The 14,689-nt window shown below is 70.6% G+C and carries 11 protein-coding genes; 8 read left to right on the top strand and 3 right to left on the bottom strand.

The genetic code is table 11. The features are described from left to right. Positions 1-270 precede the first annotated feature (270 nt). Together Q2K21_RS12080 and Q2K21_RS12075 are read right to left on the bottom strand one after the other, a co-directional pair. A complete protein-coding gene (locus tag Q2K21_RS12080; RefSeq protein WP_310769812.1) occupies positions 271-1,779 on the bottom strand; it encodes an MFS transporter in 1,509 nt (502 codons plus the stop codon). A 392-nt stretch (positions 1,780-2,171) separates the two neighbouring features. Continuing rightward, complete coding sequence (locus Q2K21_RS12075) at positions 2,172-2,825, bottom strand: TetR/AcrR family transcriptional regulator (RefSeq protein ID WP_310769810.1); 654 nt, start codon at positions 2,823-2,825, stop codon at positions 2,172-2,174. A 245-nt stretch (positions 2,826-3,070) separates the two neighbouring features. Here Q2K21_RS12075 and Q2K21_RS12070 point away from each other — a divergent pair, with 245 nt between their 5' ends. From Q2K21_RS12070 to Q2K21_RS12060, 3 genes are all read left to right on the top strand, one after another. Further along, on the top strand, positions 3,071-6,292 hold the full coding sequence (locus tag Q2K21_RS12070) for a bifunctional cytochrome P450/NADPH--P450 reductase (protein WP_310769807.1): 3,222 nt from the start codon (positions 3,071-3,073) through the stop codon (positions 6,290-6,292). A 158-nt stretch (positions 6,293-6,450) separates the two neighbouring features. Next, a complete protein-coding gene (locus Q2K21_RS12065; RefSeq protein WP_310769805.1) occupies positions 6,451-7,497 on the top strand; it encodes a zinc-binding dehydrogenase in 1,047 nt (348 codons plus the stop codon). Positions 7,498-7,605: 108 nt separating this feature from the next. Next, positions 7,606-7,734, top strand: coding sequence for a hypothetical protein (locus Q2K21_RS12060; RefSeq protein ID WP_310769803.1), 129 nt, complete (start codon positions 7,606-7,608; stop codon positions 7,732-7,734). A gap of 70 nt (positions 7,735-7,804) precedes the next feature. Here the strand turns inward: Q2K21_RS12060 and Q2K21_RS12055 are convergent, their stop codons facing one another. Then, complete coding sequence (locus tag Q2K21_RS12055; RefSeq protein ID WP_310769801.1) at positions 7,805-8,443, bottom strand: TetR/AcrR family transcriptional regulator; 639 nt, start codon at positions 8,441-8,443, stop codon at positions 7,805-7,807. 138 nt (positions 8,444-8,581) lie between these two features. On the opposite strand from Q2K21_RS12055, the gene Q2K21_RS12050 reads away from it, so the two are divergent. Genes Q2K21_RS12050 through Q2K21_RS12030 form a run of 5 tightly spaced genes read left to right on the top strand, consistent with a single transcriptional unit; the run spans position 8,582 to position 14,672 of the window. Continuing rightward, positions 8,582-9,727 (top strand): VOC family protein, encoded by a 1,146-nt coding sequence (locus Q2K21_RS12050; RefSeq protein ID WP_310769799.1) that lies wholly within the window; start codon positions 8,582-8,584, stop codon positions 9,725-9,727. Beyond that, positions 9,724-10,662: a fumarylacetoacetate hydrolase family protein gene (locus Q2K21_RS12045; protein WP_310769797.1), complete on the top strand. Its 939-nt coding sequence runs from the start codon at positions 9,724-9,726 to the stop codon at positions 10,660-10,662. The genes Q2K21_RS12050 and Q2K21_RS12045 overlap by 4 nt, the downstream gene beginning before the upstream one ends. After that, positions 10,659-12,272, top strand: coding sequence for a bifunctional 3-(3-hydroxy-phenyl)propionate/3-hydroxycinnamic acid hydroxylase MhpA (mhpA, locus tag Q2K21_RS12040; RefSeq protein WP_310769795.1), 1,614 nt, complete (start codon positions 10,659-10,661; stop codon positions 12,270-12,272). Before Q2K21_RS12045 ends, mhpA begins: the two co-directional genes overlap by 4 nt. A gap of 16 nt (positions 12,273-12,288) precedes the next feature. After that, entirely contained in the window at positions 12,289-14,322 is a 2,034-nt protein-coding gene (locus Q2K21_RS12035; protein ID WP_310769793.1) for an acetoacetate--CoA ligase, read from the top strand. Next, the gene (locus Q2K21_RS12030; RefSeq protein ID WP_310769791.1) at positions 14,319-14,672 is read left to right on the top strand and encodes a DoxX family protein; all 354 of its coding nucleotides are present in this window, start codon (positions 14,319-14,321) and stop codon (positions 14,670-14,672) included. The genes Q2K21_RS12035 and Q2K21_RS12030 overlap by 4 nt, the downstream gene beginning before the upstream one ends. Positions 14,673-14,689 lie beyond the last annotated feature (17 nt).

Here is a 14,689-nt window from a genome sequence, read left to right as displayed (position 1 = left end):
GGTGCCCTCCTCCCGGATCCTGCGGTCGATCGTCTGCCTGCACGCACGCCCCCGCCGACTGCGTGGCCCCCAGGACGAAGCCGACGGTGCTCCTCGCTGTCCTCGGTGAGAACAGTAGGGAAGTCGTTGCGGTGCACTCGATGGGGTGTCGGGCTTGGCCGATTGCCTCGACTATCCCGGGGACATCGCCCGCGACAGGAGTCTGGAGGGCGGGGCACGTGTGTCCGGCCCGGTGGCACGGGGTGGACCCTTGGGGCGGTACCTGGCCCACTACATGTGCACGACAGGTGCGGCGTTCTCGTTCCGCCTGGGCGCACCCCGGCGGTAGAGCAGGGCAGTGACGACCAGACCGGTGACGAAGACGGCCGCCGACCACCAGTAGGCCGCCGAATAGCCCGCGAGGCCGGCCTGGGCCAGGACGCCTGGGTCCTTGGGATTGCGGCCGGAGAGGTAGCCGGTGGCGGTGTCGGATGCCATCGTGCTGAGATAGGCGATACCGATGGAACCGCCTATCTGTTGCAGGGTGTTGACAGCGGCCGACGCGACGCCGGCATCGGTTGCCTCCACGCCGGAGGTCGCCAGGCTCATGGCGGGCGCGATGACCGTGCCCAGCCCGATGCCGACGAGCACCAGCTGGGGCAGTACCTGCGTCACGTATCCGCTGTTCAGGTCCAGCTTGGTCATCCAGATCAGCCCGGCGGCCGCGATGGCCATGCCCAGCGGGACCACCGGCTTCGGTCCTATGCGCGCCACGAGGACGTTGTTGGCCACGGCGGAGGCGGACGACGAGGCCACGATCAGGGGCAGGAAGGCGAAGCCGGTGTTCAGAGCGCTGTAGCCGAGGCTCTGCTGCAGGTAGTAGGTCAGGAACAGGAACACGCCGAACATGCCCGCGCCCGTGACGAAGAGGGCGGCGAAGGAGGCGCCGCGGTTGCGGTCCAGCAGGACTCGCAGGGGCAGCAGCGGATACGCCGCCCTGCTCTGCCACCACACGAAGACGGCCACCAGTACGGCACCGGCCGCCAGCATGCCCCATGTCGCCGGCGAACCCCAGCCGTGCGTTTCGGCGTTCGAGAATCCGTAGACCAGGCAGAACAGGCCGATGGAGGCCAGCAGGGTGCCGGGGACGTCGAGCTTGGAGGACGTGTCGCGCGGGGTGCGGTGCAGCAGGGCTGCCCCACCGACGAACGCCACCACCGCGAAGATCACGTTGACGTACATGGTCCAGCGCCAGTCCAGGCACTGGGTCAGCACGCCGCCGAGGATCAGGCCGATGGCTCCGCCGGCACCGGCCACCGAGCCCGCGACGGTGAAGGCCCTGGCCCGTTCCCGCGGATCGGTGAAGGTGGTCATCAGGACCGAGAGGGCGGACGGGGCCAGCAGCGCGGCGAACAGCCCCTGCACGGCACGCGCGATGACGAGCGCGGCGAAACCGTTCGCCGCGCCCGCAACCATGGAAGCGGCCGCGAAGCCGGCCAGACCCACCAGGAAGGTCACCTTCTGACCGGCCAGGTCGGCGATGCGGCCGCCGAGCAGCAGCAGGCTGCCGAAGGCCAGCGCGTAGGCGGTGACCACCCACTGCCGGTCGGCGTCCGAGAAGCCGAGGTCGTGCTGGGCGGACGGCAGGGCGATGTTCACGATGGTGCCGTCGAGGACACCCATCAGCATGGACAGCGAAACGACCAGCAGAATCCACCAGCGCCGCTGGTGCGACAGCTCGGGCACATTCTCAGGTGCGGTCTCGGCGCCGCGAGCAGCGGCGGTGGCGTTCTGGGACATGCGGGCAGCCCTCCGGACAGCAGGTGGGGGATGGCGGAAGAGAGAAAGGAACCGATCGAGATCAGGTACGGCTCGTCCGGCACGGGGCGCCACCTCGCGCTCACGGCAGTGGTACTCGGCGGCATGGCCGCCTCGGTGAACGGATGGGTGATACGGCTCGACAAGGCCGGCGATCTCCCGGTTCGGGAGGGAGACCGGGAACAAGCCGACGAAGATGGTCATTTCCCAGGTCAGCGTCATGCGGCTGCCGTGCAGAGGCTAGGGACCACCCCGCCGGGCGGTGTTCCCCGATGTGACGGGGGTGGCTCCCGCATGTCGCAGCCTGGGATCGCCCGACTGCGGGCGCGGCTCAGGGGCCGGTGCCTGGGGCGCAGTGCCTCAGCAGGTGTGGCTCAAAGGCCGGCGTCCCGGCCGTCACGATCGCCGGTGAGCCGGCTTTCCAGACCCGTGATCAGCGTGTCCATCACGAGGCGGAACATGTGGTCCTGGTCAGGGCCTTCAGGGGCTACGTCCGCAGGGTCAGGGTCCGCGTCCCCGTCACCGTCTTCACCATCGTCAGAGCCGGGGGGCTTGAGGGTCGACCACTGGTGGAGCGAGCCGTTGAGTTCGGCGGCGAGGACACCGATGACGACGGCGACCATCAGCGCCGCGATCTCCGAGACCTCTGACTGCGGAACCCCGGCAGCCTCCACGATCGCGGTGAGCGCGGTCCAGAACGGGTCGTCGGGCTGGATGAAGTCCGGCTGGTGGCTGAACGAGTAGGCCATCAGTTCGGGGTGACGATGCGCCAGGGTCCGGAAGTCCGTTGCGAGCAGGCGGATGCGCTCCTGCCAGGGAGCGTCCTCAAGGGTCACGGTGCGGAACTGGGCGCCGACCATTCTCGTCACGCCGCGCAGCACCGCTTCCTTGTTCGGCACGTGGTGGTACAGCGACATCGGGTTCGCGTCGAGCGCGGTGGCGAGTTTGCGCATGGTGAGCGCCTCGACACCGTCCGCGTCGATCAGCCGCAGGGCGGCGGCGTAGATCCCGGCCTCGGTCAGAGGCACGTCCCTCTTCCTCGTTCCCCGCGGGGGACGCCTCACCTTCTTTTCCATACCTCGTACGATATCAGTTTCGTACGCCGTATGGAAATGACCTGAATCACAGCACTCACCAGGGCGACCGGGCTTGCTTCACGTTTTCATACGTCGTACGGTACCAATTCCATACGGCGTATGTTTCCGTACGGCGCCACGGCATCGACCTGAGCAGCGCGCCCTTGCCCATCCCCCTCCACGCAGAGGAGCAAGACATGACCACGCACTCCGCGAACGACCTTCGCCCCATCCGGTCCCCGCGTGGGATCCCCCTCCTCGGCAACACGCCGCAGATCCCCGGCACCAACCCGGTGGAGTACTTCGGCGAGCTGTCCAAGCAGTTCCCCGAGGGCATCTACGGCTTGGACATCGCCGGTGTCGAGCAGATCTTCGTCTACGACCCGGACCTGGTGGCCGAGGTCTCCGACGAGACGCGGTTCTTCAAGCAGATCGAGAAGACGCCGCTGCAGCATGTCCGGGACTTCGCGGGCGCGGGGCTGTTCACGGCCCACCAGCACGAGGAGGAATGGGGCATGGCGCACCGGATCCTCCTGCCGGCGTTCAGCCAGCGGGCCATGAGGGCCTACTACGGGCAGATGCTGGAGATCGCCCAGAACCTGGTGGGTAAGTGGGAGCGCAAGGCGGGTCAGCCGGTCAACATCACCGACGACTACACCCGGCTGACGCTGGACACGATCGCCCTGTCGGGGTTCGGCTACCGGTTCCGGTCCTTCGACAAGGAGGAGCTGCACCCCTTCCTCAACGCGCTGCTGGGTGCGCTGGTGGAGTCGCTGCGTCGCTCGCAGGAGCTGCCGATGATGACCAAGCTCCGCAAGGCCGATGCCAAGAAGTACGGCGAGAACATCCAGCAGATGCGGGACCTGGTCGAGAGCGTGATCAAGGAGCGCCGCGAGGGAAAGGGCGGCGGTGAGGAGGACCTGCTGGGTCTGATGCTGGAGGCCACCGACCCGGAGACCGGCAAGCTGCTGGCCGACGACAACGTCCGCGACCAGGTGCTGACGTTCCTGATCGCCGGTCACGAGACCACCAGTGGCCTGCTGTCGTTCGCCACGTACTCGCTGATGCGCAACCCGCACGTCCTGGCCCAGGCGTATGCCGAGGTGGACCGCCTGCTGCCCGGCGACACCGTCCCGGACTACGACACGATCATGCAGCTGGACGTCATCCCGCGGATCCTGGACGAGACCCTGCGCCTGTGGGCTCCCATCCCGGCGTTCGGCAAGACGGCGCGGGAGGACACCGTCATCGGCGGCCGCTACGAGCTGAAGAAGGGCGCGAAGGTCCTCATCCTGGAGGGCCCGCTGCACACACACCCCAAGGCGTGGGACCGTCCCAATGAGTTCGACATCGACCGGTGGCTGCCGGAGAACCGCGTCCAGCAGCACCCGCACGCCTACAAGCCGTTCGGCAACGGCCTGCGCGCCTGCATCGGCCGCCAGTTCGCGCTCACCGAGGCCCGGCTGGCCCTGGCGCTGGTGCTGCAGAAGTTCAAGCTCTCGGACACCAGCGACTACAAGATGGACGTGCGGGAGGCGCTGACGCGCAAGCCCGGCAACTTCGAGCTGATCGTCCGCCGTCGTCAGGAACACGAGCGCACCGTCTTCGGCGCCGCGGACCTGCAGACCGGCGACACGCAGGCGCAGGCAGCGGTCAGCGGTGTCGGTGTGAACCTGACCGTCGCCTACGGCTCCAGCCTGGGTTCGTGCGAGGACCTGGCCCGCACCATCGCCGACCGCGGCGAGCGCTCCGGCTTCGGCACCACGCTCATCAGCCTGGACGAGCTGGGTGACAACCTGCCCACCGAGGGCCTGCTCGCCGTCGTCGCCGCCAGCTACAACGGCAAGGCCCCCGACAACGCCCAGCGCTTCGACGATCTGCTCGCCGCCGGGCTGCCCGAGGGTTCGCTGGCGAATGTGCGGTACGCGCTGCTGGGCGCCGGCAACACCCAGTGGGTGGCCACCTACCAGGCATTCCCCAAGCGGATCGAGGAAGGTCTGCTAGCCGCCGGCGCCACCCCCGTCGTCGAGCGCGGCATCGCGGACGCCGCCGGTGACTTCGACGGCATGGCCACACGGTGGATGGACAACCTGTGGGCCACTCTGGCCGAGGAGTACGCCGCCGACACCTCCCAGGCCAGCGGCCCCCGCTACCAGGTCCAGCTGCTCACCGAGTCCGACGTGCGCCCCGCCATCGTCTCCGAGCAGGCGTACCCGCTCACCGTGGTCGCCAACGAGGAACTGGTGGCCGACGCGACCGGACTGTGGGACTTCAGCATCGAGCCGCCGCGCCCGTCCGCGAAGTCCATCACCTTCGAGCTGCCCGACGGCGTCACCTACGACACCGGCAACCACCTGGCCGTCTTCGCCAAGAACGAACTCGCCCTGGTCGAGCGCGCGCTGAGGCGGCTCGGCGTCGACTACGACCAGGTGCTCCGGCTCGACCAGCCGGCCGGTGGCCGCACTCACCTGCCGGTCGGCACCCCGGTCACCGCCGGCATCCTGCTCACCGAGTTCCTGGAGCTGCAGGACGTGGCCACCCGCTCCCAGATCCAGACGCTCGCCGAGTACACCGAATGCCCGTGGACCCGGCCGCAGCTCCAGGCGTACGCGGCCGACACGGAGGAGGCCGAGGAGCACTACCAGAAGGAGATCCTCGGCAAGCGGGTCTCGGTGCTGGGCCTGCTGGAGCGCTTCCCCGCGGTCGAGCTGCCGCTGGCGGTGTTCCTGGAGATGATGGGCCCCATCCGTCCGCGCTTCTACTCCATCTCCTCCGCCCCGTCGGCCAACCCGCGCCACGTGCGCCTGACCGTCGGCCTGCTGGAGGGGCCGGCCCTGTCCGGCGACGGCCAGTACCGCGGCACCTGCTCCTCCTACATCGCCGGTCTTGGGCCCGGAGACGTCGTCTACGGCTACGTCCGCGTGCCCTCCCCGACGTTCGCCCCGCCCGCCGACCCCGCCACGCCGCTGCTCCTGATCGGCCCCGGCACCGGGATCGCGCCGCTGCGCGGCTTCCTGGAGGAGCGGGCCCGGCAGCACGAGAACGGCACCGAGGTCGGCCTGTCGCAGGTCTTCGTCGGCTGCCGCCACCCGGAGCACGACTACTTCTACCGCCAGGAGATGCAGGACTGGGAGCAGGCCGGCATCGCCCAGGTGCACACCGCCTTCTCCGCGGTGACCGGCCACCCGTCCCGGTTCGTGCAGAACGCCATCGCCCATGCGGCCGACACGGTGTGGCAGGCCATCGAGGACGGCGCGTACATCTACGTCTGCGGTGACGGCCGCCGTATGGCCCCCGCCGTCCGCGAGGCACTCGCCGCCATCCACCGCCAGAAGACCGGCAGCGACGACGAGACCGCCCAGCAGTGGCTCGCCCAGCTCGAAGCGGACGAGCGCTACCAGCAGGACGTCTTCGCCTGACCGTCGCACGCCGCAAGGCGTTCTGCCCCCGACGCCGGGAGGCGTGCGGCCCCGTCCTGCCACTCCGCACGCCTCCCGGCCACCACCAGCCACTCAGACACCCCATGGCACCCATGTCCCGAACCGCGGGCGGTGCCACTCACAGAAAGCAGATCACCATGGACACCATGCTCGCCGGACGCTTCCACCTGGACAGCAAGAAGTTCGCCGTGGAAGAGGTCCCGATCCCCGCACCGGGCCCGGGCGAGGTCCTCATCGAGGTCAAGGCCGCCGGCGTCTGCCTCTCCGACGTCCACCTGCTCGACGGCTCCCTCGTCCCCCTCTTCGCCACCTCCGACACGGTCACCGTCGGCCACGAGGTATCCGGTGTGATCCACACGCTCGGCCCCGACCTCAAGCGCGGCCTGGCCGTCGGCACCCGCGTCACCCTGGAGGCCGGCAAGACCTGCGGCAAGTGCGCCGGCTGCGTGCGCCACCGCCCCTGCACCCAGATGCTCACCGCCGGCATCGACTACGACGGCGGCTGGGCCGAGTACGTGATCGCCCGCGAGGACACCCTCATCCCCATCCCCGACAGCCTCCCCTTCGACCAGGCCGCGATCATCCCCGACGCGGTCTCCACCCCCTACGCCGCCGTCGTCGCCACCGCGGGCGTCCGTGCCGCCCAGTCCGTCGGCGTCTGGGGCGTAGGCGGAGTCGGCGCGCACAACGTACGCCTCGCCCGCCTGGTCGGCGCCGCCCCGATCATCGCCGTCGACCCGCTGCCCAGCGCCCGCGAGCGAGCCCTGGCCTTCGGCGCGGACCTCGCGCTCGACCCGGCAGCTCCCGACTTCGCCGACCAGGTCCGCGCAGCCACCGGTGGACGCGGCCTCGACTTCGCCTTCGACTGCGCCGGCGTGCCCGCCGTCCGCGACCAGGCCGCCTCCGTGCTCGGCCTGGGCGGCTCCCTGATCCTGGTGGGCATCACGCCCAGGCCGCTCACCATCACCGAGGGCCTGACCTTCAACTACCTGCAGAAGCAGGTGCGCGGCCACTACGGCGGCTTCCCCGAGTCCGTCTCCGAGCTGGTGCAGCTGACCGCGGCCGGCCGCCTCGACCTGGCCCCCTCCATCACCGACCACATCCCGCTCGTCGAGGCCGCCGACGCCGTCCACCGCCTGGAGAACAAGATCGGCGACCCGATCCGCCTCATCCTCGTCCCCTGACGCCCGTCAGCAGGACAACAAGCCACCCTGGGCAGGGGTGAGTGGGCGCCGGTGCGTGAGGGAGCACCGGCGCCCACGGCTTTCCGGCAACCGTGGAGAGAAAGAACCATGCAGACGACCGACACCCCGGGCCGTACTGTGCAGCGCAGGGATGCTCACTCCAACCGCACACGCATCCTCGCGACCGCCCGGCGGAAACTGCGGGAGGACCCGGACGCGAGTCTCGACAGCATCTAGGCCGCGGCAACCGCATTCCTCGTCGCGGCCGGCGTAGCACCACAAAGGGCCGCGCTTCAGGTGCAGGAGGTCATCGGGCGAGACCGGGCAGCGGGCGACGGGTGACCTCGTGGGCGTCGTCCGCAGCGAGGCCGAGCATGCGCAGGACCATCTCGGCCAGGTCGGAGGCGGCCTCGTCGCCGTCGAGGTCCGGGCGGTCCAGCCGGAGAGCCACCAGGGAGAGCAGGGTGCCGCCCAGGGCGGACAGGGCGGTGGTCGCGTTGCCGCAGGTGAAACGGCCCGACGCGATGCCGATCTCCAGGTCGCGCAGGGCGCGTGGGGCGAGGCCGCGGTCGGAGTGGATGTGGACCAAGCCGCGGTCGCGCAGGATCCGCATCAGTTCCGGGTGGGAGTCGGCCATCCGGGCGGTGAGCCGGAAGCCGGCCGCGACCAGCTCGGCCGGGTCGTCGATGCCTTCCACACGCGCGTCGATGACCTGCCCGAACTCCTCCAGGGCGTCCGTCACCGCCGCGTCGAACAGCTCCGTCTTCGACTCGAAGTGGTTGTAGAAGGACCCGAAGCCGACATCGGCGCGCTCGGCGATGGCCTGGATGCTCGCGCTCGTGTCCCCGGTCTCCGCGAGGATCTGCCGGGCCGCACGGACGAGCGCCTGACGGGTCTCGGCACGGCGTCGCTCGAAGCGGTTCTTGGGCGGGGCTGACGTCGGCATACGGCCCAGTGTAACCGCCGCAACGATGACACTGCCATTACTGATGAGATCCTCAATTATTTGGGCTGCATCTATTGACGACAAGAAACGGCAGAGTTGATGATTTCCTCATTACGGCAGTGTTGCTTGGAGGACACCATGTCCCACATCCCCGTTAACAAGGGCGGTCCTCTGACGGCCCACCAGGACCTCCACAGTGAGCAGGGCGCCCTGCGCGGTGAACACCCCGGACGAGCCCGGAATCCGGTGATCAAGGTTGCGGATCTGGCCTGGCTGGAGTTCGAGAAGCCCGACCTGGACCGGGCCGAGGTGTTCGCCCGTGACTTCGGATTCGCCGTCGCCGCCCGCACCGAGCGGGAACTGTGGCTGCGCGGCACCTTCGCGGGCTCCCCCTGCATGGTCATCCGCCGCGGGTCGGCATCCCGCTTCATCGGGCCGGCGTTCCGCGCGGCCGAACGGGGCGATCTGGACCGACTCGCCCGCGCGACCGGTAGTGAGGTCCGGGACATCGACGTACCCGGCGGCGGACAGTCGGTCACCCTGCTCGATCCCTCCGGCTTCCCGGTCCGGGTCGTGCACTGCGCCGAGCATCTGCCCGCTCTGCCCGGGCAGCAGCCCCTGATCATCAACACCGGAGTCCAAGGCCGTCGTACGAACGCCACCCAGCGGCCGCCCCGCGAGCCGTCGCGTATTCAGCGGCTCGGGCACGTGGTGCTGGAGACACGGGTGTTCATACGGGCCCTGGACTGGTACCTGGACACCCTGGGGATGATCGTGTCCGACTTCCTCTTCCTGGACGGGCAGCGCCAGCGCGGGCCGACCATGGCCTTCATCCGCTGCGACCAGGGCAGCACGCCCGTGGACCACCACACCCTCGCCCTGCACCTCGGGCCGGGCACCGGCTACGTCCACTCCGCCTACCAGGTCACCGACCTCGACGCGATCGCCGCCGGCGGGGAGTACCTGGCCGAGCGCGGCTACCGGCGCAGCTGGGGCATCGGCCGGCACATCCAGGGCAGCCAGCTCTTCGACTACTGGCGCGACCCCGACCGCTTCATGCTGGAGCACTTCGCCGACGGCGACCTTTTCTCCTGCGACCTCGAACCCGGCTGGGCGCCGATGTCGGCGAGCGGTCTCGCGCAGTGGGGGCCGCCGGTCACCCGCGACTTCCTGGGCGCCAACCCCTCCCCCGCCAAGCTCCGCGAGGTCATGACGGCCCTGCGCGGCGACAACGAACTCGACCCCGCACGCCTGCTGGGCCTGATGAAAGCGATGAGCTCATGAGCACCAACGTTCTGCGCACCCCCGACGGCTGGTGGGCCGTCCGGGGCGAGCGCGCCGTCCGCATCGAGACCAAGGCGGTCACCACCGCCGAGCTGATCGCCGACCGGGACGCGGTCCGCGACGCCGGCGCCTCCGACGACAGCGGCACACCCGTCGCCGACCTGGTGGCCCTGCCCCCGGTCACCACCCCCTGCCGGGTGGTCGCACAGATGGTCAACTACCGTAGCCATGCCCGAGATTCGGGCTTCACCGGTGACATCCCGCCCACCTTCTTCCGCAAGGCGTCCGGCTCGGTCAGCGGTCCGCACGAGCCGATCGTCCGCCCCGCGCACGTGAAGTTCCTCGACTACGAGGTCGAACTCGGCCTCGTCATGGGTGCGCCGCTGCCGGTGGGCACCGTCGTGGAGGAGCGGGACCTGCCGCGTTACGTCGCCGGGCTCGTCCTCACCAACGACGTCAGCGCCCGCGACGTCCAGCTGACCAAGACGCAGTTCTACGAGAGCAAGTCCTACCCGACGTTCACGCCGACGGGTCCGTACCTGGCCCTGCTGGAGCCCGAGGACTTCGCCCGTCTGATCGACCTGCGGCTGCGGCTGTCGGTCAACGGCGTACCGCGCCAGGACCGCACCCTCGCCGACATGATCGTACGACCGGCGCAGGCGCTCACGTTGCTCGCCCGCTTCCAGACCCTCGACCCGGGCGACCTGCTGCTCACCGGCACACCCGGCGGCACCGCCCTGAAGGCCCCGCCCAAGCCCGTCGAGAAGATCGCCGCCCTGCTGCCGCCCGCACTGAAGTGGAAGGCTTTCTTCAAGGGCCAGGCCAAGAACCCCCTCTACCTGCACGACGGTGACCTCGTCACCGCCACGATCGCCACCCCCGACGGGCGGATCGACCTGGGTGAGCAGCGGACCGCTGTGGCGGACGCGAGGTGAGCGCCGCAGCCAGGAGGCCGGTGGTCATCATCGGTGCCGGACCCGTGGGCGTCACGGCCGCGCTCCTGCTCGCCCGGTACGGGGTGCGCAGCCTGCTCCTCGAACGTCACCGGGACGTCTACCCGCTGCCGCGCGCCGTCGTCGTGGACGACGAGGTTCGCCGGATCCTGCAGAGTGTCGGCGTCCACGAGGAGTTCGCCACCCTCGCCCGGCCGGCGCCCGGGTTGCGGCTGCTGGACGCCCGGCGTCGCGTGATCGCCGAGTTCCCGCGGTCCCTGCACGGCCACCACGGCTTCCCGCAGACCAGCATGTTCGACCAGCCGGAGCTGGAACGGCTGCTGCGCGACGCCCTGGACCGCCGCCCCGAGTGCGAGCTGCGGGGCGGGGTGGAGGTCGTGTCCGTCACCCAGGCCAGCGACGGATCGCCCGCTGCCCCGGGTCCGGTGCGGGTGACCTTCCGCCGCGACGGCAGCAACGAGGACGAGCACGTGTGGGCCGATGCGGTCCTCGGCTGCGACGGCGCCGGCAGCCTCACCCGCGACGCCATCGGCGCCGTATGGGAGGACCTGCACTTCGAGGAGAGCTGGCGGGTCGTCGACGTACGCACCAGCCTCCCGGTGCGCACCTGGGAAGGCGCCGAGCAGATCTGCTGCCCCACCCGGCCGGCCACCTTCATGCGAGTCGGCGAGGACCGCTACCGCTGGGAGTTCCGGCTGGCCGAGGGTGAGCCCTTGGACGGCCCGGAAGGGCTGGAGCAGCTGCACGAGCTGGTCGCCCCCTGGGTCGACCTGCCGTCCGCTGCCCACGGGGGCGACGACTTCGAGGTGATCCGGCAGGCGCGGTACACCTTCCGGGCCCGTCTCGCCGACCGGTGGCGCCGGGGACGCGTCTTCCTGCTGGGCGACGCGGCCCACCTCACCCCGCCCTTCATCGGGCAGGGCCTGTGCGCGGGCCTGCGCGACGCCCGCAACCTCACCTGGAAACTCGCCCGCGTCCTTCAGCAGGGCGCAGACGACCGACTGCTGGACACCTACCAGCAGGAGCGCAAGCCGCACGCTCGCCACGTGATCCGTGTCGCGGTCGCCGTCGGCTGGGCCATGACCGGCGGGCAGGACCGCGGTGCGGCCATCCGCCGGGCCGTGGTGGGCGCGGCCTGCCGCCTCCCCGGCGTGACCGCAGCGGTGAGCCGCGACCTCAGCCCCGCGCTGACCGCCAATCCGCTGGTACGGCGCCGATCCCGGCTGACCGGCCGTTCACTGGCCGGCACCTTCTGCCCACAACCCTGGGTGCTGTACGACGGCAGGCGAGAGCGCCTCGACGACATCCTCGGGGACTCCTTCGCCCTCCTGACCGCTGTGCCGCCCACCTCGCGCATGACGGGCGTGGCCACGGCCCTGGACGCCTCCGTGATCCATGTCGACGACCTGGACGACGACGGCACCCTGGCCGCCTGGCTGGCACGCGGCCGGGCCGACGCCGCCCTGCTGCGCCCCGACCGCGTCGTACTGGACACCGTCCCCACCGGCACCGGCCACTTCACCGACGCCGCCGCCTGGGCTCCCCTGCTGCACACGGCCCGCCGCCCCGCCGAAGCCCCGCCCGCACCCTGACGAGGAACACCAGACCATGACCACCCCGCACGCCACGCCTTGTCCGGAGCCCTTCCTTCCGCCCGACCTCCAAGCGGCCGCCGGCAGCCGCATCGCGGACTTCGCCCGCTGGGCCGCCCGGCACCAGGGCGCCGACGGCATCCAGGACCCCACCGACTACCAGGCCCTGCACCACTGGTCCGTCACCGACCTGGAAGGCTTCTGGGCAGCGGTGTGGGAGTACTTCGACATCGACGCCGCCACACCGTACGAGCGCGTGCTGGCCGAGGAGACCATGCCCGGCGCCCGCTGGTTCCCCGGCGCCACCCTCAACTACGCCCACCACGCCCTGCGCAACCTGCACCCGGACGCACCCGCGATCACCGCGCTGGACGAGACCGGAGCCGCCTACGAGATCACGGGACGACAGCTGCGCGCCCAGGTCGCCTCCGTCGCCGCCACCCTGCGCGACCTGGGCGTCGGACAGGGCGACAGGGTGGTCGGCTACCTGCCCAACGCGCCCCACGCCGTCATCGCCTTCCTCGCCGCGGCCAGCCTGGGCGCGGTGTGGTCGGTGTGCGGCCAGGACTACGCGCCGGGGGCCGCCGCTGACCGCTTCGCCCAGCTCGAACCCACGGTGCTCATCACGGCGGACGGCTACCTCTTCAACGGCACCCGCCACGACCGCCGCGCCGCTTCCCTCGAACTGGCCGACGCCCTTCCCACGCTCAAGGCCACGGTTGCCGTGGATCACCTGGGCCTTGCGTGGTCCGAGACCCGGGCCGCGGGCCTGACGGTTCCCTGGGAGGACGCGGCCGGCCGCACCGAGTACCTCGGGATCACTCCGGTGCCGTTCGACCACCCGCTGTGGATCGTCTTCTCCTCCGGCACCACCGGCCTGCCCAAGGGCATTGTCCACGGCCACGGCGGCGTCCTGCTGGAGCACCTCAAGACCTTGGGCCTGCACAGCGACCTGGGCGTCGGCGACCGCCTGCTGTGGTACACCACCACCCACTGGATGATGTGGAACCTCGTCGTCTCCACCCTGCTGACCGGCGCCACCACCTGCACCTACGACGGCAGCCCCGCGCCGGTGGCTCGCCCGGACGTCCTGTGGGAGCTGGCGGCCCGCCACAGGGTCACCGTCTTCGGCACCAGCCCCCAGTACCTGCTGGCCATGGCCAAGCTGGGCATCGAACCCTCCGTGCACGACCTGTCGGCCGTCCGCGCCATCGGCAGCACCGGCTCCACCCTGCCCGCCTCCGCCTACCGCTGGGTCCGCGACCACGTGGGCGCCGGTATCCAGCTGGCCTCCACCAGCGGCGGCACCGACATCGTCTCCGCCTTCGCCGGCAGCGCCCCCACCACCCCGGTGTGGGCGGGTGAGCTGTCGGCCCCCAACCTCGGCGTGGCGCTCGCGGCGTACGACGGCGCGGGACGGCCGGTCGTCGACCAGGTCGGCGAACTGGTCGTCACCCGCCCGATGCCCTCCATGCCGCTGTACTTCTGGAACGACCCCGACGGCAGCCGCTACCGCGACGCCTACTTCACCGCCTACCCGGGCGTGTGGCGGCACGGCGACTGGATCACCCTCACCTCCCACGGCTCGGTGATCGTGCACGGCCGCTCCGACGCCACCCTCAACCGCAACGGCGTACGCCTGGGCAGCGCCGACATCCACGACATCGTCGAACGCCTCCCCGAGATCACCGAGGCCCTCGTCATCGGCGCGGAGGAGCCCGACGGCGGCTACTGGATGCCCCTGTTCGTCGTCCCCGCGCCCGGAGTCACGCTGGACGACGCCCTGCGGGAGAAGATCCGCGACGCCCTCCGCACCGGCGCCTCACCCCGCCACGTCCCCGACGAGATCCTCGCCGTACCGGCCATCCCGCACACCAGGACCGGCAAGAAACTCGAGGTCCCCGTCAAGCGCCTGCTCCAGGGCGCGCCCGCCGAGCAGGTCCTCCATCCCTCCGCCGTCGACAACCCCGACCTCGTCGCCTACTTCGCCGACCTGGGAGCCGAACGCCGCCAGGCCCGTCACCCGCACACCGTCAAAAACGCCTCATGAGCCTCTCCGCCGCCCTTGCCTGTCCGATCGTGCTGATCTTCGCCCTGCTGGGCGTGGCCAAGATCCTGGCCCTCGGCCCGATGCCCGAGCTGGCCGCCCACGCCGGCTTCACCACCTCGGCCTACCGGCTGATCGGTGCGCTGGAGCTGGCAGGCGCCACAGGCGTGGCGACCGGCCCGGTCCTGCCGCTGTTCGGAGAGCTGGCCGGCCTCGGCCTCCTTCTGCTCCTCGCCGGTGCCGTGACCACGCACGTGCGCAAAGGAGACGGGCCGCCAAAACTCGTCCCCGCCGTGGCGTGCGCGGCACTGGTCGCCTGGTATCTCGTGCTCCTTGCCGGTGGCGGCTCGTGACGTGGGCTGAGCGCCGT

Origin of the sequence: Streptomyces sp. CGMCC 4.7035, assembly GCF_031583065.1 — a bacterium.
In the GTDB taxonomy this organism is placed as follows: domain Bacteria; phylum Actinomycetota; class Actinomycetes; order Streptomycetales; family Streptomycetaceae; genus Streptomyces; species Streptomyces yaanensis.
This window is presented reverse-complemented; position numbering and strand designations above follow the sequence as displayed.